This window comes from Kribbella koreensis (assembly GCF_039525325.1).
In the GTDB taxonomy this organism is placed as follows: Bacteria; Actinomycetota; Actinomycetes; order Propionibacteriales; family Kribbellaceae; genus Kribbella; species Kribbella koreensis.
Genome location: NZ_BAAAHK010000002.1, coordinates 276,122 through 298,580, shown reverse-complemented (window position 1 = coordinate 298,580; position 22,459 = coordinate 276,122). Strand labels below are relative to the sequence as shown.

Here is a 22,459-nt window from a genome sequence, read left to right as displayed (position 1 = left end):
CCCGGTCGGTGCGGGGTGGCGCGGCGCTTTGGGGGTGGGTGGTCATTTGGTGAGGCTCCAGATGGTGACGGGCATCGCGGGGCGCCAGCCGGTCATGGTGCCTACGGCGGATGCTCGTTGGACGGCTAGGCGGACCAGGTCGCCGCCGCGTTCGGCGTACCAGCGGGCGATCAGGGCCTCGGTCTCCAGGGTGACGCCGTTGACTACCAGGCGACCGCCGGGGCGTAGGGCCTCCCAGCAGGTCTCGATGACGCCGGGGACGGTCGCGCCGCCGCCGACGAAGATGGCGTCGGGTGACTCCAGGCTCTCCAACACAGCGGGCGCGGAGCCGACGACGGTGCGGACGGCGACTCCGAGGGCTGCGGCGTTGCGGTCGAGGCGTTTGGCGCGGTCGGGGTCTTGTTCGATCGCTACCGCGCGGCAGCTCGGGTGGTGCCGTAGCCACTCGATCGCGATGCTGCCCGCGCCGCCGCCGACATCCCACAGCAGCTGCCCCGGTACCGGCGCCAGCCGCGACAACGTCACCGCGCGGACCTCGCGCTTGGTCAACTGCCCGTCACTCTCGTACGCCGAGTCAGGCAACCCCGGCGCCGTCGACAACAACTCCACGCCGTCGTCCGCCGCGCAGAGCACCCCGATGACGTTGAGCGCGTCGACCTCGCCACTCCATTCGTCTGCCCTGGTACTACGTACGCGCTCCTCCCCCGACCCCAACTGCTCGAGCACCGTGAACGCACTCCCGCCGTACCCGCGCTGGACCAGCAACTCCGCCACCTCACCCGGCGTCTGCGCACCCCAACTCAAGATGACGAGCCGTCGCCCCGGCTGGACGTGCGGCTGGACGAGTTCGAGTGGATGCCCGACCAGGCTGATCACCTGCACCTGATCCTGCGGCCACCCCAACCGAGCACAGGCCAGCGAAACACTCGACGGATGCGGAATCACCCGCACCGCCTCCGCCCCCAACATCCTGGTCAACGTTGTCCCGATCCCATGAAACGTCGGATCCCCACTGGCCAACACACAGATCCGCCGCCCCCGATGGGTAGCCAGCAACCCAGTCAAAGACTCCGACAACGGCGAACTCCAGGCCACCCGCACCTGTCCCTCGTTCGCAGGGAGGAGGGCTAGTTGGCGGGTGCTGCCCAGGAGGACTTCGGCTGTGGTGACGGCTTGTTGGGCGGTGGGTGAGAGGCCGGGCCAGCCGTCGGCGCCTATGCCTACGACGGTGAGGGGGTCAGGCATTGCCGAGGACCTTGGTGATGGTGATCTCCAGGACTACCCGGGTTGGGTTGACGCGCGGCTGGCGGTAGCGCTCGGCGTACCGGCGTACGGCGTCGGCGACCCGCTCGGGATCGTCGCTCACCACCGCGCGCCCCTCGAGCGTCGACCAGCGCCGGCCCTCGAACTGGGTCACCGCGACCGCCGCACCAGCCGACCCGGCCGCCCGGACCTGCCGGGCCTTGTGCGACCCACCCGAGCAGATCACCCGCGCGATCCCCGTCTTGAGATCCACCGTCACCCCGACCGGCGTCGCGTGCACAGTCCCGTCCGAGCGCACCGTGCTGAGCACACACAGATGCCGCTCGGTCCAGAAGTCCACGAACGACCCAGACCGTTCACTCAGCGCCAGTTCCACCCCGTGATCGTAGACACCGCCCCGGCGGGTTCAGGCAGCCACCGTGTACGTCTTCGTGACAGCCCGCCCCGACGCGTGCCCAGTCCGCCCGCAGGTGACTGCGGCGTACACGGTCTTCTTCGCCATCGCAGCGGTCAGCACCAGACCCGACTTGGTACCGCTGGCAACTGCCTTGCCAGCGGAGTACCACTGGTACCGGTACGACGTACAGGCCGGCGCCCAAGTCCCCGCGGACACGGTCACCGCCTTCCCAGCCTTCACCGTCCCCTTGAGCACAGGCAACACCTTCGCCACCGGAGCCAGCCCAGCAGCCACCACTACTCCGGCAGACGTAGCAGCAGCACTTGTGGACCCGGCCCGCGAAGCAGTAACCGTCACACTCAACTTGTGCCCGACCATGGCCGCCACCGGCGTATAGGTAGCCGCCGAGGCGCCCCGGATAGCCACCCCGTTGTCCCGCCACTGGTACGCATACCCCGTAGCCGCAGGCACCCACTTCCCCGGCGTAGACCGCACCACGGCACCTACCCGCACAGGCCCCACCACGGTCGGCGCACCTGCAACCGCCAATGCCTTGGGCCCAACCGTGAACGCCTTGGCCAGCGTCACGGTCTCCCCAGCAAACGACCCCACAGCAAGCGTCCGCACTCCCGGAGCCGCCCCAGCCAGATTCGCCGTCACCGTGGCCTTGGTCCGATCAGCCGACACCGTCTTGACCACGCCGGCCACCGCCGGCAACCCAGAAGCCGTCAACCGCACCACATCCTTCAGATGCAGCGACTTCCCGGTCATGGTCAACGTCGCCGTAGTACCTGCAGCCGCACTCGCCGGAGTCACCCCACTGACCCCGAACACAGCCCCACCACACAACGGGATGTCGCAGCCGGCGCTGAGTCTGTACTTGACCGACGTCGACTTGTCCTCCGGAAGGCTCAGCACGATGATCTGGTTCCAGCTGGGCGTGCTCCAGCCGTAACAGCTGAAGCCGCCCTGACCGTCACCGAACGAGTTGCAGTTCTCGCCGTTGGCGCTCCCGATGCCGCTGACGAACAACTCCGGCCCGCCGCTCGCCAGATTCACCGCCTGGCCGGTCAGTTGCTTGTTCGCGACCATCGGGAAGCTCGTACAGGTAGCGGTCCTGGCAGTCGTCAGCTCCCCGGTGAACGGCCCGAATCCGTAACCACTGTTGGCCACCTTCGTGCACTCCGCCGCCGGCCCGGCCGCCGTGGCGACCTTGAAGGCCTCCAGTTTGTACGCCGCCCCCGGCACCACGGCTCCACCCTGCTGGACGATCACCTGGTACGACGCGAACCCGGTGGCCAGGCAGCCCGTGCCACCGGTGAAGCGGCAGGCCTCCTGCCCGTCAGGGCCGAGCACCGTCATGCCGATGTCCCCTGTGGCGTCCCGGGTGTTCATCAGGAACTTGTCGGTGGTCGCGCCGGTGAGCTTGTGGCAGCGCACTTGCGTACGGTCGGTCGTGCCGCTCGCAGCAGTCGTCCCGACCACGGTCGAACCGACGGCGCCACACCCCTTCGCTCCGGCCGTGACGTCTCGCCGCACGGCCTGGTACGTCGACGTCGCATCGGATCCGACCAAGTAGGCCTGATAGGCGCTACCGGTGTCGAGCAGGCAGAACCTCCGCTCGTTCGCACTCTGGTTCGAGGCGCACTGCTCCCGCCCGGTGCTGTCCAGTACGAAGATCCGCGCGGTTCCGGTGCCGGCGGTCCGGTTGAACTGCACGATCTCTTCCGTACTGTGCGCGCCGGCCGGAATGGTCAGACAGGCCGCGAAGCGATCCGGCCGCAACGCCAGCGACACGCCACCGGGCGTGGTGAAGTCGCCCTGCGGGAACGCCTGGCATCCGGTCGTCTCGTCGATCCGTGGCATGGTGAAGGCATAGCTGGACGGGTTCTGGCCGACCCGGGACGTGAGCAGTGCCCGGAAGGGCGCCGTACCGGTCAGCTTGCACGGATTGTCGTCCCGCTCGCGCAGGCAGAGTTCCGCGCCGGTCGCGTCGAGCACCACTCCCGAGGTCAGGTCGGCACCGGACGGCTCGATCGGCAGCAGGACAGCACCCGCCGGAGCGTTCAGCTGCACACAGTCGAACTGCGCGTAGCTGGTCATGGTGCCCCGTACCGGCGTGAAAGCATCAGCCGGTTGCGGCACGCAGCCGTCCGTCGCGGTGACCGGGAACGCGGCGATCCGTGCGGTCTGCGGGGTGATGACGAAGTACTGGCCAGCCTGCAGCGAGCACCGCGCCAGGTTCTCGCAGGCGTGCAGCCCATCAGTCCCGTACGCCGGCTTGCGCTGCGTGACCTCGTCTCCCTGCGTCATCCCCGACTCGATCATGTACGTCGCGGGAGTCGTCACGGTCAGCTCGCGGCAACGGCTACCGTCCGGACCCGCCGGTGGTGCTACTCCGAACTTCGTCAGAGCCAAGGGTGCGCAACCAGCCGGGTTCGTCAGCCGGCCGAAGTCCAACTGGTACTCGCCGCTGTCGGAGTTCCCCGTCGACAGCACCCGGTAGGGCCCGGTGCCCTCGAGGACGCACTCCTGCTGCCCCCAGGACCGCTCACAGGTACCAACGCCGTCGCGGTCGACGACGCGGACGCTGGCCGGATCTCCGGACCGGATCATCAGCCGGTCACCGGCCACGGCCTTGATCGGCTGGCAGTCGAGCTGGAGGGCGACCGTGTTGGGCTTGCTGAGCACCGGAAGGTTCCAGTCGGTACCCACCTCAGGAGCACAGCCACGCGTGTCCCGCAACGCGATCACCGAGGCGCCGAAGGCGAGTGCCTGGTCGCGGTAGTTGCCGATCTCCAGCAGATAGGTGCCGTCGGCCGGGATCTCGCACGAGTCCCGGCTGCTGCCGTCACACAATGATCGGCCGGCGTGGTCGTAGAAGGAGAAGGTGACCGGATCTCCGAAGCCGCCCGCCTCGGAGTACGTCCGGATCGCATGCCGGCCGGCCGACAGCGTGACCGATCGGCAGGTCGTCGCCTCGGGCGCCAGGGTGCCGCTGACGGTCGCGGTACCAGGTGTCCCGAAGGGCGCGACGGCGAGTGCCGGGCAGCCGGTCGCGTCGTTCAGCTTGGCCAGCCGCAAGGTGTAAGCGGTCTGGTTCTCCCGCGGCTGCAGCACCAGGGCGCGGTACGGCCCCGTGCCGGTCATCGTGCAACTGGTCGGCTGATAGAACCTCGAGCCGCAGACCTCGGTGGCTCCGGCGTCGTAGATCGTGACGATCTCCGTGCCGCCGCCGATCTGCACGATGTCGTCGGCTACTCCGGCGAACTGGTAGCAGTCGCCGACCGTGGTCGCCGCCAGGTCACCGGTACGACCGGGCGCCGTCGGCGAGAGGTCGGCCGCGCTCAGCGGCGTACAGGCCGAGGAGCGGATCGAGGCGACCGACAATGTGTACGCGGACGATCCGTCGCTGTCGACGGTGATCCGGTAGGTCCCAGCTTCGCCGACCGCGCACTCCCTCACGTCCGGAAACGGGCTGAAGATGCACTGTGTGCCGTCGGGGGCGGTCAGATGCCCGACGACTCGCGCCTCCGGGTTCGCCTCCGACATCCGGAACAGCAGCCGGTCGGGCGCCTCGAGGCTGGGCAGCGTGTAGGCGTGCTCCTGCCCGTCTTCGATTCCGGCGCACGAGACGACTGTGTACCAACTGATCGCTCCCCCGCAGACCTCAGCAGAGGCCTTCTTGGCAGCGCTGGTCGTCTTGGCGGCCTTCGTGGTGGCTTCGGCCGGTTTGGGAGGCGTTGCCGACGGTGTCGCCGCGGCGTTCGTGGCTACCAGCAGAGAGCCGGTCAGGGCCAGCAGTACACCGGCCACCAAGGCGGTCAGTGTGCTGCGGCGCCCAGCTCCGGGCATGCTGCTGCGGACGTACTTGCCGGTCAAAGGTCCTCCCCAGATTGCTCACCCCGAGCGCGGGGAGCGTACCAGCGCTCGGGGTGTGGGAGGAGCGGATTGCAGCTTGTTGCAAAGGGCTAGCCGATGTCTCGGCGGCGGAAGGTGGTGGCGCCGGTGAGGAGGAGGGCGGTGGCTATTGCGGCTAGGACGACTACTGGGGTTGCGGAGAAGTCGCCGCCGGGGAGGCGGGGGGTGTGGGCGTACGGGGAGATGTCCATCAGGGCTTGGGGTAGGTCGAAGAGGGGGCCGAATTGCCCTAGCAGGATGAAGGCGCCGAAGAGGGCCCAGGCTGCGGTGATGAGCTTGGGGGCCAGGCCGAAGAGGAGTACTACCAGGGCGGTGACCAGCCATATGGCGGGGAGTTGGACTGCCGCGGCGGCCAGCATGCGTGGGAGTTGGCGGCCCATGTTGCCTAGTGAGGCTCCACTGGAGATGCCGGAGCCAAGGCCGCCTACGAGGACCAGTGCGCCGGTACCGAGCAGTGCCATCAGTACATGGCTGGCAAGCCACTGGTAGCGCGTGACACCCGTTGCCAGCAACGGTTCTGCGCGTAGGGCCGTCTCCTCGGAGCGAAGGCGGAGCGCTGCCTGGATACCGAAGGCTGACGCGAGCAGGCCGAGGATGCCCATCTCGGTGGAGAGGAAGGCGTCGGTGATGCCGTTGACGCCGCCGAGCTTCTCCACCATGTCGCGGGCGCCGTCGCTGGTGACGAAGCCGTCGACGTTCGAGGCGATGTTGCCGACCACGAAGCCGAGCAGCAGGAAGGCAGCGCCCCACGCAGAGAGCGAACCGCGATGCAGCCGCCACGCCAACGCGAGCGGTGACCGCAGGGACGCCGCACCCGTCGCAGGCCCCGGCCGCGGCCGGACCAGGCCGGCGCCGACGTCGCGACGACGCAGCAGCGCGAAGGCGGCGGCGATCAGCAGCCCCAGTAAGGCCAGCGGAAGCAGCGCGACCAGCCACCGGTCACCGGCGTACGCGCGGATCTGCTGGGCCCAGCCGATCGGAGACAACCAGGAGATCCAGGCAGTACCGCCGTCGGAGGCCGAGTCGCCGGCCGCGCGGAGGATGTAGCTGACGCCCAGTACGACCGCAGTGATGCCGTTGGCCGTGCGGGCGCCTTCGGTCAACTGCGCGGCCAGTGCACCCACGCCGGCGAAGGCGAGCCCGGCAACGATCCAGGTGAGCCCGAAGGCGAAGGATCCGGCGGCAGGGAGGCCGGTACCGATCAGGCTGAGCGCGGTCAGCAGGCCGAGGACGATCACAGTGCCGGCCGAGACGATCAGCGCTGAGGTCAACGCGGCGTACCGGCCGAGCACTCCGGCGCTGAGCAGTTCGAGCCGGCCGTTCTCCTCCTCGGCGCGGGTGTGCCGGACCACCAGCATCGCGCCGAGCAGTCCGACCAGCAGCGCACCGAACGCGGTCAGCTTGAACAGCGACAGCTCGCCGAGCGACGAGGGGTCGAAAATCCTTCCGTACAAGGAGACCAGGGCCGGTGAGGAGTTCGAAGTGTTGGCGGCCGAGACCCGCGAGGCGACGTCCGGGTAGAGATCGATCGACGCCTTGGCGGAGCCGGCGGCCATCGAGACGAAGACCAGGATCCAGATCGGCAGCAGCACCCGGTCCCGCCGCAGCGCGAGTCGCACCAGGGTCGTAGTACCAGCGAAGTCGTTCATCGCGCGGCCGCCACCGGTTCAGGCGCGGCATCGTCCTCGTAGTGCCGCAGGAACAGCTCCTCCAGCGTCGGCGGCTGGGCGACGAGGCTCTTGATCCCGCTCGCCGCGAGCTGCTTCATCACCCCGTCGAGTTGCGCGGTATCGACCTCACAGCTCACCCGGTTGCCTTCGACATCGAGGCTGTGTACTCCGGGCAGCTGAGCCAACCCATTGGGCGAGGAGGCCAACTCCGCCTGGATCGACGTCCGGGTGAGGTGCCGTAGGTCGCCCAGCGTGCCGGTCTCGACGACCTTGCCGCGCCGGATGATGCTGATCCGGTCACACAGCGCCTCGACCTCCGACAGGATGTGGCTCGACAGCAGCACGGTGCGATCGCGGTGCCGCTCCTCCTCGATGCACTGCCGGAAGACCTCTTCCATCAGCGGGTCGAGGCCGGAGGTGGGCTCGTCGAGGATCAGCAACTCGACGTCGGAGGCGAGCGCCGCGACCAGCGCGACCTTCTGCCGGTTGCCCTTGGAGTAGGTCCGGCCCTTCTTGGTCGGGTCCAGGTCGAAGCGGCGGAGCAGGTCGTCGCGCTTCTTCGGGTCCAGCCCGCCGCGGAGCCGGCCGAGCAGGTCGATCACCTCGCCGCCGGTCAGGTTCGGCCACAGGTTCACGTCACCAGGGACGTACGCGAGCCGCCGGTGCAGCTTCGCCGCGTCGTGCCACGGATCGCCGCCGAGCAGCGACACGTCGCCCTCGTCGCCCTTCAGCAGGCCGAGCAGGACCCTGATGGTGGTCGACTTCCCGGCGCCGTTCGGGCCGAGGAAGCCATGCACCTCACCGGTCGCGACATCGAGGTCGAGACCGTCGAGGGCGTGCGTGCTGCCGTACGACTTGTGCAGTCCGGAGACCACTATGGCTGATGTCATGATTCATAACGTACACTTCATTCAGAAGTTTGTGAATCTTACTAACAGATTTCTCACGCGTCAGGTTTTTCGGTGCCGGAAGGAGATGATGGGACGGTGAGCGCAGCGATGGAGCGAGACGAAGCGGTGGTCCAGCGGTACGCCGAGCAATTCGGCAACACCCTGGCCGAGCAGGGCTGGCCGCGGATGTCGGCCAGGGCCTTCACCGCCATCCTGGCGAGCGAGGACGGCCGGCTGACCGCCGCCGAGCTGGCCGAGCGCCTCAAGGCGAGCCCGGCCGCCATCTCCGGCGCGGTGAACTATCTGCTGCAGCTGCGGCTGGCCACCCGCGAGCGGGAGCCCGGCAGCCGGCGCGATGTGTACGTGGTGATGGACGACTTCTGGTTCCAGTCGATGATGAGCCAGGACCGCGGGCTCAGCCGCTGGGAGGAGATCCTGCGCCAGATGCTCCCGTACGTCGGCGCCCGCACCGAGGCGAGCCGCCGGATCCGCGCGACGATCGGCTTCGTCGAGTTCATCCAGAACGAGGTCGATGGCCTGAGCGAGCGCTGGATCAAGCGCAAGGCGGAGATCGACGCCGAGATAGAAGCCGAAGACAACAGCTGAAAACCCCGCCTTCTCGCTCCGCTCGAAGGCGGGGGTGGCGAGAGGCAGGCGAGCGCTCCAGGTGCTGGGTGCCTGGCACTAGTCGGCGGCTCGCACTCGTCGGTGACTGTCGCTGGTTGGGGGCTGGTGGTGCGGGTGGCCGGCAGTGTGCCGGCCACCCGCAGTGTGGTTACCGCAGGGCGCTGGCTGCGACGGTGTCCATTACCTGCTGGAGGAGCGGGTTGGTCTTGGGGGCGGCTGCCTTCGACTTCGGCAGGTGCACCGATTTGCCGTCGACCGGGCCCTTGACGGCGTAGACCGAGAGGTCGCCGGGCAACGGGGTGGTGCCGCAGAACTGGTCCTTGGCGGGGAGTTCGCCGGTGAAGATGTACTTGTCGCCGATCTGCTCGGCGCACGAGGAGCGGTTGCCGAGGATGTACTGGCCGTGCTGGCCCTCGTCGTCGATCGCGACGAAGCGGGTGGCGTTCTTGGTGTCGTTGTGGGTCCGCAAAGACCCCTCGTACGCCGTGGCCGGGTCCATCTCGCTCTGCACGATCAGGATCCGCGGCGACCCGGTCAGGTCGAGCTTTCGGTCCTGCGGCGCGTACTTCCAGAAGGCGCACATCGGGACGCCGTTCAGGTAGCCGAAGAAGTCGTACTTCCTGGCCATCCGATCGGCTTCCTTCAGGTAGAAGTTCGTGTCCTTGCTCCACGCCGTGTCGTTGCAGCGAACCGTCGTGCTGATCGCCCCGACGTTCACCAGCTCGTCACCCGACCTGGCGCGAGCCGCCGAGACCTTCGCGTCCGCGATGATCGACCGCAACGTGTCGACCTGCGTCGCCGCGACGGCGCTCGCCGTCGGAGTCGTCGGCGTCACGCCGTACCGGGTCCGCAGCGCCGCCAGGGTGTCGAACTTCTGCAACTCCGGCGACAACCGCGCCCACGCCGCGTCGACCTGCGCCAGCTCGATCTTGCCCGAGGCCGTCGGCGCCTTCGTGAACTCGTCATGCACCAGGACGTCCAGGGTCGCCCGGATGAAACGCGTGTTGTTGTAGATCGCGCTGTAGATCAGCCCGTCGAGGTTGTCGCCACGGACCGAGCTCTCCCCCGCCTTCACCAGCGTGGTCAGCGACGCGCGGATCCCGTTGTACTTCGCGGTGACCTGCGCCGGCGTACTCCCCAACCCGCTGATCTGGTCGGCGTGCCGGGCGATCCACGGGAAGAACTGGGTGTCGCGGCGACGCTGGCCGGAGAACGGGTCGAAGTTCACGTTGTCCCACTGGGTGTGGGTCCAGTCCATGTTCGAGTCGAGCACGAACCGGCCGACCTTCGACGGGTAGGTGTCGGCGTACCAGCCGCCGAGCCAGGTGCCGTAGCTGTACCCGATGAAGTTGAGCTGCCGGGCCTTGAACAGCGCCCGCAGGAAGTCCATGTCGTAGACGGTCTGCTGGCTGCTGACGAACTGGCCGAACTCGGTCGCGGAGCAGGCGTCGGCGTAGAACTTCGCCTCGGCGACCTCGACCTTGTGGGTCTGCTTGGTGCGCTCCTTGTAGTCAGGAGTGACCGGGATCGCCGCGATGTCCTCGGCCGAGGCCAGGCACTGCAGCGGAGTGCTCGTCCCGAAACCACGCGGGTCGAAGCCGAACAGGTCGAAGTCGCTGAACAGCTGCGGCTTCGAGACGCCCAGGTTGGCGGTCAGGTTGAGGCCGGCGCCACCAGGTCCGCCGGGGTTGCTGGTCAGCAGGCCCTTCGAAGTACCGGTGGCCTTGCTGTACGAGACGGCGACCTGGATGTCGGGGTGCGCGTCCGGATGCGCCCAGTCCATCGGCACGTTGACCTTGGCGCAGTTGGTGGTCGGGGCCTGCGGATAGTTCCGCTTGATGGTGGCGTCGAACGCGCAGACCGACCAGTTGATCGGCTGGTCGAGGTAGCGCTGCGGGATCGCCGGCACGGCCGGATCCTGGGGCCCGGAGGCGGCGGTGGCTGCCACGGCGTTAGTGGCCGTCAGCAACGGAGCAAGCAATGCGACGGCGACGGCGGCCGCGAGTTTGCGGGGGCTGGGCACGCTGAGAACTCCCTGTGTCAGGCGGACGGGAAGCCGTCAACGTATTCGGCCGGACACCGTCGGCGACACCCATCGGCCCAACCGCAAGGGCAAACCCGCGTCTACAGCTCGTACACCGTGAAGATCGTGCAGTACACCGGCGGCGATTCGAGTCCTGGGTAATACAGCCGGCCGGCTTCGTCGGTGACCTTGAAATAAGCCGTGGACGCTCCGACCTGGGACGGCGCCTGCAGCCGCATCTTCACCGTCACGACCTCGCCCGGTACGGCGTCCGGCAGCCGGGCGCGAGACGGCGAGCGGAGCCATCCCGGCGTACCGGCTGCTCCTTGTCTGGTGAGCCAGCGGTCGTGCCAGTTGCTCTCCCCGCTGTTGCGGATCTCCCAGGTCTTGTCGAACTCCTCGTCCCGGATCACCCGGGTGCCGTCGGGCACGGTCTCGCCGACGAGCTCCGCGCGGTCCTCGGGATGATGGTCGGCCGGTACCGACCCGCCCAGCAGCGTCGGGTGCGGGAGCGAGTCGCGGCGGCGCAGGTCCCGCATCGACATGTCCTTGCCGGCCCGTACGGCGGCGTCGAGCTCCATCAACTGGTTCACCAGAGCGCGACCGGCGCCGAAGGAGTCGTCGTACCACTCGATCAACTCGCGGCTGGGCTTGGTGTGCCCGCGCTCGACCCTCGAGAGATGGCCCTTGTCCCAGCCGGACAGCGCGGCCGCGCGGGTGAGCGGCACCTCTGCCGCCTCTCGCAACTCGCGCATCCGGCTGCCGATCACGTACCGCGCCTGTGCTGGCCTCACAGCGAACTCCCCAGTGTCACTAGTTCACGGAGACTACCTGGTTTCGGTTACTCGCTTTCGTTGCCTACTGCGACAACTCCGTGACGCTCTGATTCTGTGGGGTGTAGTGCCAGATCGCCAAGGATCCGCCCACTCCGAGCGACAGTTCACTCCCAGAAAGGCCACGACCATGCGGACCGCCCTCACCCGTACTTTCGCCAGGCTCACAGTTACCACCCTTCTCGGCGGCGTCGCCGTCCTCGGCGGCGCGGCGCTGCCGGCCCACGCCGCCACCGGCACCGTCGTGACCGATTCCGGGGCCGGGGTGACGATCCGCTCCGGCAACGCGACCACCTTCGGCGCGGTCGGCACCCAGCCCAACGGCGCGGTCCAGATCGACTGCCAGATCTACGGCGAGCCGGTGACCGGCAAGTTCGGCCGCAGCCTGGTCTGGGACCACGTCCCCGGCAAGGGCTTCATCTCCGACTCCTACGTCAACACCGGCAGCAGCGGCCTGGTCGCCCCGCTGTGCACGAGCAACCCGCGCGCCGACAACGCGATCAACTGGTACGCCGCCCGCAACGGCTCGACCGCCTTCCAGGGGTACTGCGAGATGGCCGCCGAGAACTCCTACGGCAAAACCGGCATCTGGGCCTCCGCCAAGGCCGACTGGAACGACGCCGTCGCCCGCGGTGTCGCCCACCGCGACCTGAACGCCCCCAAGGGTGCCCTGGTCTTCTGGGACCTGGCCGCCCCCTACGGCCACGTCGGCGTCTCCCGCGGCGACGGCTACTTCTGGGCGACCAGCGTCAACGGCAAGATCGGCCTGGCCAAACTCCCCTACTTCAACTCCTACCTCGGCTGGGCCTGGCCCAACTTCTGAACTCCCATCAGCCCTAGGCACGGAGGCTGAAGGGACACCAAGCACCCAGGCGCACCCGCCCCTCAAGCGCCTGGGTGCTTCTGAACGTTCGAAACCGTGCGTGACTGTGACGTCACTCACGGATAGCGCTTACTTTCATGGCCACCCCGCTGAACCGTCGGTACGGTGCGTGCAAACGCTCTCATCCGAGCGCATCTGCCCGCCCCGACAGAAGGATTCGAGATGAGCTCACAACGCTCACGCTTGTTCCATCGTTGTAAGCCAACTGTTCTCCTGATCGCCCTGGCGACCGCGGTCGCGGTCCTGCTCGCCAACACCGGAATCCAGCCCGCGCTGGCCAAACCGGCCGCCGAGGACCGCGTGGTCAGCCACAACTTCGAGAACCCGGCGCTCGCCGCCCACTACATCCAGCAGTTCGACGCGATCAAGGCCAAGGGCCAGAAGCTCAGCCAGGCCCTCGAGGAGCAGACCAAGGGTCAGCTCCAAGACGTCATGCCCAGCCTCCGCTACATCGAGTTCGACGCGGAGACCAAGGTCGAGGGCACGATCGCGACCATCACCATCAAGGCGCCGGACGTCGAGGTCGACGCGACCTGGTGGCAAGGCGCGCTGATCGTCGCAGGCTCGATCCTGATCGGCTTCGGTGCCGGCGCGGCCTGCGTGTACGCCGGTGGGCCGGCGACCGTGTGCGCCGGAGTCGGTGGATTCGTCGGCGAGTTCGTGAACGGCGCGCTCACCCAATGGGCGGACGGCAAGCTCGGCGACGCCGACGAGTGGGCCAACACGATGGCCAAGTCGATCGCCGCCGGCCTGATGACATTCGCGATCGCCTGGGCCGGTACGCCGGAGATGCTCGCCTGGTACAAGGCGACCAGCGCATCGCTCGTCCGCTTCGTCCGGACCGTGGAGGCCTTCTTCGGCGGACACGCGGCCGGCGACGCGCTGGCCGGCATGCTGGACACGCTCGAGCAGTACCTGCCGAGCTACCTGCGCTCGGCGGCCTCCGCGACGGGCACCTGTCGCGAGTCGGTCGGCGACGAGCCCGGCGGCTGGGCTCCGCTCGGCCAGATCGTCCGGAGCGCCGACGGTGCGCAGACCAGGTTCATGGACGTCGACGGCGATCGGGACGTCGATCGCGCCGTCACTGTGAACGGACGGCTGTACACATGGCAGAACGGCGGCTGTGGATCCGACGGCAAGCGGGTCTGGTTCCCGTTGGGCGACACCGCCCCGGCGAGCGCCAGGCAGACGCCGAAGCCGGCCTTCTTCGGCGACCTCGACCGCGACGGCAAGGACGACCTGGTCAACTTCCTCACCGCCGCCGAATCGGGCACCGGCGTGGCCGCGATGAAGGTCTGGCGCAACGAGTCCGACGGCCAGAACGTCCGCTGGGCCAACCCGGTCATCGTCGCGAACGATCTCGGGTACGTCGGAATCCCGGTGTTCGCCGATCTCGACGGTGACGGGGACGACGACATCATCATCCCCGACCGCCTCAACTTCCTGACCGCGTGGGAGAACACCACGACCGGCGGGCTGCCGAAGCCGGGCAACTGGAACAAGATCGAGGGCTTCACCCATCCCGCGGAAGGCCCGGTCGGGTCGGTCTCCTACCCGGACATCAACGGTGACGGCAAGGCCGACGTCGTGGTCGTCCGGTACACGACCGGTGACGTGGACGCCTGGGAGAACCTCGGTGGTGGCTGGGGTGAAACCAAGGCCAAGAGCAAGACCGGGGCGGCGGCTGCTGACGGCGGCTGGAAGGCGCTCGGCAAGATCCGGTCCGGCAACGCGTTCGGCGGCGCCGTCGGCGACTTCGGCGACCTCGACGCCGACAAGGTCTCGGACTTCCTGTTGTTCAACTCGACATCCAAGGGTGTCGATGGATGGCTGCTGCCGACCGACCGCGTGGCGGCTGCCAACGGCGGAGTCGGCGATCCGATGGAGCAGCACCCGGGCGGCGACGACGGCGGAACCCGCCCGCCCGCGAGCGGCGACTGCCGGCCCGACGGTCTCGCGACCACGCCCGGGGTCGCGACGCCGTACTGCAAGATCTATCAAGGTGACGGTCGCGAGTGGCTCGGTCAGGGCCGGGACCGCCGAGTCGTTGCCTACTTCAACGGTGGCCGCACGGGCGCCGACGGCACCCCGCACTACCTGGTGAAGAACATCCCGTGGTCGAAGGTCACGCACCTCAACTACGCGTTCGCCTCGGTGGACGCCAACCGGATCTCGGTCGGCGCGCCCGGTCCGAACAACCCGGCGACCGGGATGGAGTGGCCCGGTCAGGTCGGGGCGGAGATGGACACTTCGCTGCCGTACAAGGGGCACTTCAACCTGCTGACGAAGTACAAGCGCCTGCACCCGCGGGTGAAGACGATGATCTCCGTCGGTGGCTGGGCGGGATCGGGTGGCTTCTACTCGATGACGACGAACGCCGATGGCTCGGTCAACCAGGCCGGCATCAACACGTTCGCCGGCTCGGTCGTCGACTTCCTGCGGACCTACGGATTCAATGGTGTCGACATCGACTTCGAGTACCCGACGGTGCTCGACGACACCGGCAACCCGAACGACTGGGGTACGGCGAACCCGCGTCGCAAGGGGCTGCCCACGGCGTACGCCGCGTTGATGAAGACGCTGCGCGATTCGCTCAACCGGGCATCGGTCGCGGACGACAAGTACTACCTGCTGACCTCCGCGTCGTCCGCCTCCGGCTACCTGGTGCGCGGGATGGCCAACCAGACCGCGCTCGACTACCAGGACTTCACCAACCTGATGGCCTACGACTACCACGGCACCTGGAACAACGTGGTCGGTCCGAACGCCGCTGTCTTCGACGACGGCAAGGACCCGGAGCTGGCCGACCAGTACTCCGTACCGGAGTACGGCGGCATCGGCTACTTCAACACCAGCTGGGCGACGAAGTACCTGCGCGGCGCACTGCAAGCGGGCCGCGTCAACATCGGCATCCCGTACTACACGCGCGGCTGGAAGAACGTCACCGGCGGCACGAACGGTCTGTGGGGCAACTCGCAGAAGCCGGACTGCGAACCCGGTACCGGCATCCGCCGCCCGTGTGGCGACGGCGCGGTCGGCATCGACAACATCTGGCACGACGACACCTCCAACGGTGGCGAGCTCGGCTCCGGCACCAACCCGCTCTGGCACACCAAGAACCTGGAGAAGAACATCCTCCCCAGGTACGCGCCGAGCGTCGGTCTGACGCCTGACACCGACGCCGCCGACCGGCTGACCGGTCAGTACACGCGGTTCTGGGACAACACGACCAAGACGTCCTGGCTCTGGAACAACGACAAGAAGGTGTTCCTGTCGACCGAGGACGAGCAAGGCATCGACGCTGTCGTCGACCTGGTGAAGTCCACCGGCGCGGGCGGCGTGATGATGTGGGAGCTCGGCGGCGACTTCGCCTGCCCGGCTGTCGTCGATGCTCAGCATCCCTGCGGTATGGGCTACACCCTGACCACCCGGCTGAACGAGAAGCTGGGCAACTCGGGTGCCTATGACAACAACCTGCGCAGCGGCAGTACCGGTACCGCGCCCACGGTGACCGCCAACATCAGCGTCGACATGGTCAACTACCCGACCCAGACGGCCAACCTCTGGCCGCTGCAGCCGACCGTGCGGATCACCAACAACACCGGCCGGACCCTCGGCGGCGGCAAGGACACCAAGCTGTCGTTCGACATCCCGGCCTCGACGTCCCCGCTGGTCAAGGACGTCAACTGGCAGACCGGCGATCAGGGTGGCCAATGGAAGCTCACGCCCGGCTCCACCTTCCACCGGATCACCACCACGCTCGACTACTGCCAGATCATCCCGTCCGGCAAGACCCTCGACCTGCCGATCATCTACTTCCTCCCCATCACCGGTCCGGTCAACACGAGCCTGTCGATCGGCGGTACGTCGTACGCACCCGTCACCGACAACCTCAAGGGACTCGGCACCGCGACCCCGCCGGCCGGCGGCTGCAATGCGGCCAACTGGGACTCCACCAAGACCTACGACCCGGCCGCGCAGCCGGTGGAGCAGGTCACCGTCAAGTACAACAACAAGATCTGGAAGGCGAAGTGGCAGACGATGAACAATGCGCCGGGCACCGGGGCCGACCCGGATCACGAGCCGTGGAAGCTGATCGGCGTGGCTAGCTAGCCTCCATGCGGTCCAGCCAGTCGGCGACCAGCGCTTGGTAGAGCGCTGGTCGCCGTACCGGCAGGCCGTGGTCCTCCTGATCGAGGACGGCGAAGGTCGCGGTCGGGTAGTCGTCGAGCAGGGCCCACGCGTCGGCGTACCCGGTGATGGTGTCCTGCCGGCCGGTCACGATCAACGTCGGCCGCTCGAACCGTGCAGCCGGGTCTTCGCGCAAGGCATAGGTCGACGGATCGGCCTGGATCCGGTCGAGGAACTCCAGATCCGCAGCCTGCTCGGCTGGGTCGTAGTAGGCGTCGTCCTTGGCCTGTACGGCGGCGTCGAACGCGGCCGTGTGGTGAAGATAGTCGTCTGTCGGCAAGGTGCGAGCAGCACGATCCGCGATGACGCCCGGGACGCGGAGCAACAACCCCAGCACCCGCGCCGGGTCGCGCCTGACCAGCCCCCGCGCGTGCAATGCCCCCGCGGACGTACCTGACAGAGCGAAGGTGTCATCCCCCAGAGCTTCGGCGATCGTCTCCGCGATGGCGTCGAGAATGCCGTCCTGATCGGCGATCGACGGGTCGCCAGGGCGGTGGTTGGTGCCGGGTGGGTCGACGTAGATGCGGCGCCAGCCGGTCCGGTCGGCGAAGACCGGCTCGTGGACGGCCTGGCTCTCGCCGTTGTCGCCACCCCAGCCCGGCAGGAACACGATCGGGCGACCTTCACCGAAGGACTCGTAGTACGTCACCCGATCAAGCTACCTACTCATCCACCGGATCGTCCCGCTGCTTTGCCCGTGGCAGAACGCTCGCCGGAGCCGCGTTGGATCAGCTGGCAAGGGAGGACTATGCGTTGGGGTGGTCGGGTGTCGGATTTGGATGCCCGGTCGAGGAGGAGGCGGGCGGCGATCCGGCCCAGTTCGGCGATGTCGGAGGCAACGACGGTGACCGGGGTGGGGAGCATGTCGGCCAGGCGGAAGTCGTCGAAGCCGACGACCGCGGGCTCACCAAACCCGGGCTGCTTGGTGACCTCGCGCAGCGCGCGGAGTACGCCTTCGGTGAGGAAGTTGGTGGAGGCAAACAACGCCGTGGGCGGGTCGGGGCGGTGCATCAGCTCGCGGGTCGCCTTCTCGGCAGCTTCCGCGGTGCCTTCCGGGAGCTGGATGACGAGGCTTTCGTCGACCTCGACACCGGCTGCTCGGCAAGCTCGCCGGTAGCCGCGCAACCGCCGGCCGGTGGTGTAGTACGACGGGGCGAGCAGGATCGCGATCCGCTCATGTCCCTGCTGCAGAAGGTGATCCGTGGCGAGCTTGCCACCACCCTCGTTGTCGACCATCACGATGTCGGCCTCGATCCCGTGCGCCGGCCGGTCCACGAACACCACCGGTACGCCGGCACCCGCCAGGAACGAATGGTCGCCCTGGTCGGGAACGATCATCAGCCCCGCGACCTGACGCCCCACCAACTCCTGGATCGCCCGCCGCTCCCCCTCCGGGTCCTCGTCGACCGAGCCGAGCACAACGGCGAACCCGTCCTGCCCGGCCACCTCCAGCGACGCCTTGGCGATGGTCGCGTAGAACGGGTTGGTCAGGTCGCCGAGCACCAGCGCCAGGCTGGACGACTTCTTGCCCGGCCGTAGCGCTCGCGCGACCTCGTTGCGCTGGAAACCCAGTTCGTCGATCGCCACCCGGACCCGGCTCGCGGTCTCGTCGCGCACACCGGCTCCGCCGTTGACCACCCGGGAGACCGTACCCAACCCGACACCGGCCCGCTTGGCCACGTCGATCATCGTCGGCCGGGCGGACTCGGCTGGTCTTGGAAACGTTTCGGACACAGGGTTGACTTCCCTCTCAGGGCACGGCATCGTCACCTCACAGTAAACTTTGGAAACGTTACCGTCCAGGAGGCAGGATGAATCGTGACGGACGGAGTCGTGGCGGCCGGACCGGGTTCAGCCGCAACGCCGGTTCGGACACCTTGGCCGCCTACCTGTTCATCGCGCCGGCCATCATCGGATTCACCGTCTTCGTCGGCTATCCGCTGGTCCGCTCGTTCTATCTGTCGCTGACCAAGTACAACGGCCTGACCGACCCGGTCTTCGTCGGCCTGGCCAACTTCCGCCGGCTGTTCACCGTCGATCCGGCGTTCTGGCCGTCGCTGCGGGCAACGGGGTACCTGGTGGTCCTCTATGTGCCGCTCTCACTGGCTCTCGGCCTCGCGCTGGCGATGTTCTGCAACCAGCGCTTCGCCGGCGTCCGGATCGTCCGGACCCTGGCGTACCTGCCGGTGGTACTGCCCGCCGTCGCGACCATCACGCTGTGGAAGTTCATCCTCAATCCCCAAGTGGGCTTGGCGAACACGATCCTCGACAAACTGCATCTGCCGACCAGCCTGTGGTTGCAGAGCCCAACGATGTCGATGCCGTCGATCGTGATCGTGATGCTGTGGGGCGTCGGCGGGACGATGATCATCTTCCTGGCCGCACTCCAGGCGGTGCCGACCGAGCTCTACGAGGCGGCCCGCGTCGACGGCGCCGGACCGTACTCGGTGTTCTTCCGGATCACCTTGCCGATGATCAGCCCGATCATGCTGCTCCAGGTGATCCTGCAGACGACGGCCGCGCTGCAGACCTTCAACCAGCCCAAGATCCTCACCAACGGCGGGCCTGGCTTCAGTACCAGCGTCTTGATGCTGTCGATCTACAACAACGGTTTCTCCAACCTGGGCAGGGTTCCGCAGCTCGGTTACGCCTCCGCCCAGGTGTGGGTGCTGTTCATCGTCATCATCGCCGTGATCGCCCTGACCGCGAAGTTCTCCTCGCTCTGGACGTACAGTGACAACACTCCCGACTGAGTCCCGCCGCCGGTTCGGCGGCACGACCGCCTGGTACGCGACCGCGCTGTTCATCTGCGCGGTGATGATCGTCCCGCTGCTGTGGATGATCACCATCGGCCTGAAGAGCCGCAACGCCGTCTTCGAAGTACCACCTAGGCTGCTGCCGCACGACTTCCACTGGCGCAACTTCCTCGACGGCCCGCAGGCGATCCACTTCCCGCGGCTGTTGCTCAACTCAACGATCATCACCGTGCTGAGCGTGCTCGGCGGCGTGATGACCGCGATGATGGCCGGCTACGCGCTGGCCCGGCTGCGGTTCCCGGGCCGGAAGGTGTGGTTCTACCTCTTCGTCGGCAGCATGCTGCTGCCCGGGGTGGTCGGCCTGATCCCGCTGTTCCAGTTGTACAAGTCCATCGGCTGGTACGACACCTGGCTGCCGCTGATCGTGCCGGCCTTCTTCGGCGGCAATCCGCTCTTCATCTTCCTCGCCCGGCAGTACTTCCTGGCCATCCCGTACTCGATCGACGAGGCGGCCAAGATCGACGGCGCCGGGCACCTGCGGATCTTCGTCAGCGTGATGCTGCCGTTGACCCGGCCGGCCTGGATCACGATGGCGATCCTCGCCTTCCAGGCGTCCTGGAACGACTTCCTCAATCCACTGGTCTACCTGTACTCCGCCGACAAGTGGCCGTTGTCGGTCGGCATGGCCCAGTTCGTCTCGCCCTTCGCCGGGCAGACGCCGAACTGGAGCTACTACATGGCCACCAACCTGCTCTACATGCTGCCGCCGCTGATCCTCTTCTTCGCCGCGCAGCGCTACTTCATCCAGGGCCTCGGCTCGCTGGGCAGCACGACGCAGAAGTGACTCACCCCCTGAGGAGCACAACAGTGAAAGCGATCATCGGCACCACCCTCGCCTGCGCCGGGTTGCTGACGGCAACGGCTGCCTGCAGCGGCTCGGACTCCGGCGGCAAGTCCGACGGCCCGGTCACCGTGACCGTGATGACGTGGGAAACCCCCGAGACGAACACGGCCATCAAGAAAGCGCTCGAAGGCTTCAAGGATGACAACGTCAAGGTCCAGCTCGTCGACACCCCGAGCGGCGGGTACGGCGACAAGCTCGCGTCGCTGACCCAGGCGAAGAAGCTGCCCGACCTGTTCTGGTGCGGCAACGACACCGAGCAGCAGTACACGTCCCAGGGCCTGCTGGTCGACTGGTCGAAGCGGGTCGACAGCGGTGACGGCGGCCTCAAGGCGGACGACTTCGTCGGCTCGGCGATGAAGAACTGGAAGACGAGCGACGGGCAGATGGGCGGGCTGCCGTCGCTGATGAACACCTACGGCGTCTGGTACAACGCCGACGCGTTCAAGGCGGCCGGGATCCCGGAGCCCAAGTCGGGGTGGAGCTGGGACGACATGTACTCCGCGGCCGGCAAGCTCGCGGGGAAGAACGGAGCGAAGTACGGGCTGGTCGCGGATCAGCTCACCTCGGCGGACGCGCCGTTCACGATGTCGATGTACGCGGTGTCCGCTGGTGGCGCACCGTTCACCGACGACGTGAACCACCCGACCAAGGCGGAGATCGACGGCAAGTACACCGAGGGCGTGGAGAAGCTGGCCGCGGCAATCAAGTCCGGGGCGGTGGCGCCTCCCGGGTACGACGCGTCGAACGTGCCGGCGCTGTTCTCCGGCGGCAAGGTGCCGATGATGTTCGGCGGGCAGTGGCTGGCGGCCGGGTTCCAGACGGACAAGCCGAAGATCAAGTACGGGTTCGCGCCGTTCCCGCAGGTGACGACACCGGCCACGCTGTACGACTCGGTGGGGATCTGCACTCCGCAGTACACGGCAAACGAGGATGCGACGTACAAGGTGCTCTCGTATCTGAACACCAAGGTGTGGGACGCCGTACTGCCTGCGTCGCCCGTCGCGCCGCCTGCCTATACGCCGGCGCAGGAGAGCTACTTCGGCGCGTTGACCAAGGCCGGTCAGACCACGGTCGTGGACACGGTCAAGGCTGATCTCTCGGCAGAGAAGACGGTCGGGGTGCGGTTCACGACGCAATGGGCCTCGCAGGTCGGGGATCTGACGACGGCGATGTACCAGCCGATCCTCAGTGGGAAGAAGCCTGTTTCGGATCTGCAGGCGTACGTGGGGAAGATCAACGACCTGATCAAGTCGCAGGGCTAGACCGTCACCAGCGGAGGGGGCCCGGTGAGAAGGTGCAACTTCTCCCGGGTCTCCTCATCGACAGGCGTGTAGGTGACCAGCCTCGGGCGGTTGGAGCCGGGCTGGGTCCAGAGGCTGGTCGCCGACAGGCGCAGTACGCCGGCCTGCGGGTGGTGGTAGACCTTCAACTGGTTGCCGGGGCGGAGTACCTCGTGGTCGTCCCAGTACTCGGCGAACTCCGGTGATGCCGCCTGGAGTCGCTTGAGCAGCGCCTTCCAGGTGGGGTCGTCGAGATTCTCGACCATCGATGCGCGGAACTTGGCGACCATCGCGCGTTGGGTCTGCTCCAGGTCAGGCAGGGTCGCCTTCCACTGCTCGTTCAGGAAGCCGAGCCAGATCACGTTGCGATCCTCGGGCGGAACGGCGTCGAGGTCGCACATGAGCTTGCTGAACGGACGGTTGTAGGCAAGCAGGTCGTACCGGCCGTTCTGTACGCAGGCGGGCAGCGGCTCGAGCTGATCCAGCAGATCGCGCAGGGCGTCGGTGACGGGCGTGAAGGCGGCGGCCGGGCTGGGGTCGATCGCCCCGGCCAGCGCGAACAGATGCTCCCGCTCACTCTGGTCCAGCCGCAGCGTCCGGGCGATCGCGTCCAGCACCTCGGCGGAGACCTGGATGTCGCGCCCCTGCTCGAGCCAGGTGTACCAAGTCGTCCCGATCGCCGCGAGCTGGGACACTTCCTCCCGCCGCAGCCCCGGAGTCCGGCGCCGCCGCCCACGCGGCAGCCCGACCTCCTCAGGCGCGATCCGCTCCCGCCGGCTCCGCAGGAAGCTCGCCAGCTCCTCCCGCCGCTGATCCGTCAC

General features: G+C 67.7%; 16 protein-coding genes. 6 read left to right on the top strand and 10 right to left on the bottom strand.

The annotated features are described in order from the left end of the window. Nucleotides 1–42: 42 nt before the first annotated feature. The 5 genes from cbiE to ABD116_RS03580 all read right to left on the bottom strand — a co-directional run bounded on the left by cbiE (nucleotide 43) and on the right by ABD116_RS03580 (nucleotide 8,141). Nucleotides 43–1,245 carry a precorrin-6y C5,15-methyltransferase (decarboxylating) subunit CbiE gene (gene cbiE / locus ABD116_RS03600; RefSeq protein ID WP_343964742.1) on the bottom strand — a complete coding sequence of 401 codons (1,203 nt, stop codon included), beginning with the start codon at nucleotides 1,243–1,245 and terminating at the stop codon, nucleotides 43–45. Beyond that, the gene (locus ABD116_RS03595; protein WP_343964740.1) at nucleotides 1,238–1,639 is read right to left on the bottom strand and encodes a TIGR03618 family F420-dependent PPOX class oxidoreductase; all 402 of its coding nucleotides are present in this window, start codon (nucleotides 1,637–1,639) and stop codon (nucleotides 1,238–1,240) included. The genes cbiE and ABD116_RS03595 overlap by 8 nt, the downstream gene beginning before the upstream one ends. Nucleotides 1,640–1,669: 30 nt before the next feature. Further along, the gene (locus tag ABD116_RS03590; protein ID WP_343964738.1) at nucleotides 1,670–5,542 is read right to left on the bottom strand and encodes a hypothetical protein; all 3,873 of its coding nucleotides are present in this window, start codon (nucleotides 5,540–5,542) and stop codon (nucleotides 1,670–1,672) included. Between the two features lie 89 nt (nucleotides 5,543–5,631). After that, nucleotides 5,632–7,230 carry an ABC transporter permease gene (locus tag ABD116_RS03585; protein ID WP_343964736.1) on the bottom strand — a complete coding sequence of 533 codons (1,599 nt, stop codon included), beginning with the start codon at nucleotides 7,228–7,230 and terminating at the stop codon, nucleotides 5,632–5,634. Beyond that, nucleotides 7,227–8,141 carry an ABC transporter ATP-binding protein gene (locus ABD116_RS03580; RefSeq protein WP_343964734.1) on the bottom strand — a complete coding sequence of 305 codons (915 nt, stop codon included), beginning with the start codon at nucleotides 8,139–8,141 and terminating at the stop codon, nucleotides 7,227–7,229. Before ABD116_RS03580 ends, ABD116_RS03585 begins: the two co-directional genes overlap by 4 nt. Nucleotides 8,142–8,237: 96 nt before the next feature. Between ABD116_RS03580 and ABD116_RS03575 the strand changes: the two genes are divergently transcribed. Beyond that, nucleotides 8,238–8,747, top strand: a complete 510-nt coding sequence (locus tag ABD116_RS03575; protein ID WP_343964732.1) for a GbsR/MarR family transcriptional regulator — start codon at nucleotides 8,238–8,240, stop codon at nucleotides 8,745–8,747. Nucleotides 8,748–8,916: 169 nt separating this feature from the next. On the opposite strand, the gene ABD116_RS03570 is transcribed toward ABD116_RS03575, so the two are convergent. After that, entirely contained in the window at nucleotides 8,917–10,791 is a 1,875-nt protein-coding gene (locus ABD116_RS03570; protein WP_343964730.1) for an alpha/beta fold hydrolase, read from the bottom strand. A gap of 101 nt (nucleotides 10,792–10,892) precedes the next feature. Beyond that, entirely contained in the window at nucleotides 10,893–11,585 is a 693-nt protein-coding gene (locus tag ABD116_RS03565; RefSeq protein WP_343964728.1) for an NBR1-Ig-like domain-containing protein, read from the bottom strand. Between the two features lie 169 nt (nucleotides 11,586–11,754). On the opposite strand from ABD116_RS03565, the gene ABD116_RS03560 reads away from it, so the two are divergent. Beyond that, entirely contained in the window at nucleotides 11,755–12,447 is a 693-nt protein-coding gene (locus ABD116_RS03560; RefSeq protein WP_343964726.1) for an SH3 domain-containing protein, read from the top strand. A gap of 222 nt (nucleotides 12,448–12,669) precedes the next feature. Further along, complete coding sequence (locus ABD116_RS03555; RefSeq protein ID WP_343964724.1) at nucleotides 12,670–16,620, top strand: glycosyl hydrolase family 18 protein; 3,951 nt, start codon at nucleotides 12,670–12,672, stop codon at nucleotides 16,618–16,620. Here ABD116_RS03555 and ABD116_RS03550 read toward each other — a convergent pair. Continuing rightward, a complete protein-coding gene (locus tag ABD116_RS03550) occupies nucleotides 16,613–17,347 on the bottom strand; it encodes an alpha/beta fold hydrolase (RefSeq protein WP_343964722.1) in 735 nt (244 codons plus the stop codon). The genes ABD116_RS03555 and ABD116_RS03550 overlap by 8 nt on opposite strands. A 17-nt stretch (nucleotides 17,348–17,364) precedes the next feature. Continuing rightward, nucleotides 17,365–18,432 carry a LacI family DNA-binding transcriptional regulator gene (locus tag ABD116_RS03545; protein ID WP_343964720.1) on the bottom strand — a complete coding sequence of 356 codons (1,068 nt, stop codon included), beginning with the start codon at nucleotides 18,430–18,432 and terminating at the stop codon, nucleotides 17,365–17,367. A gap of 77 nt (nucleotides 18,433–18,509) precedes the next feature. On the opposite strand from ABD116_RS03545, the gene ABD116_RS03540 reads away from it, so the two are divergent. Genes ABD116_RS03540 through ABD116_RS03530 form a run of 3 tightly spaced genes read left to right on the top strand, consistent with a single transcriptional unit; the run spans nucleotide 18,510 to nucleotide 21,620 of the window. Then, complete coding sequence (locus ABD116_RS03540) at nucleotides 18,510–19,451, top strand: carbohydrate ABC transporter permease (RefSeq protein ID WP_343964718.1); 942 nt, start codon at nucleotides 18,510–18,512, stop codon at nucleotides 19,449–19,451. Next, nucleotides 19,432–20,298 (top strand): carbohydrate ABC transporter permease, encoded by an 867-nt coding sequence (locus ABD116_RS03535; protein ID WP_343964716.1) that lies wholly within the window; start codon nucleotides 19,432–19,434, stop codon nucleotides 20,296–20,298. The genes ABD116_RS03540 and ABD116_RS03535 overlap by 20 nt, the downstream gene beginning before the upstream one ends. Nucleotides 20,299–20,321: 23 nt before the next feature. Next, nucleotides 20,322–21,620 carry an ABC transporter substrate-binding protein gene (locus ABD116_RS03530; RefSeq protein WP_343964714.1) on the top strand — a complete coding sequence of 433 codons (1,299 nt, stop codon included), beginning with the start codon at nucleotides 20,322–20,324 and terminating at the stop codon, nucleotides 21,618–21,620. Here ABD116_RS03530 and ABD116_RS03525 read toward each other — a convergent pair. Next, the gene (locus ABD116_RS03525; protein WP_343964712.1) at nucleotides 21,617–22,459 is read right to left on the bottom strand and encodes a helix-turn-helix transcriptional regulator; all 843 of its coding nucleotides are present in this window, start codon (nucleotides 22,457–22,459) and stop codon (nucleotides 21,617–21,619) included. The two genes, ABD116_RS03530 and ABD116_RS03525, sit on opposite strands and share 4 nt — an antisense overlap.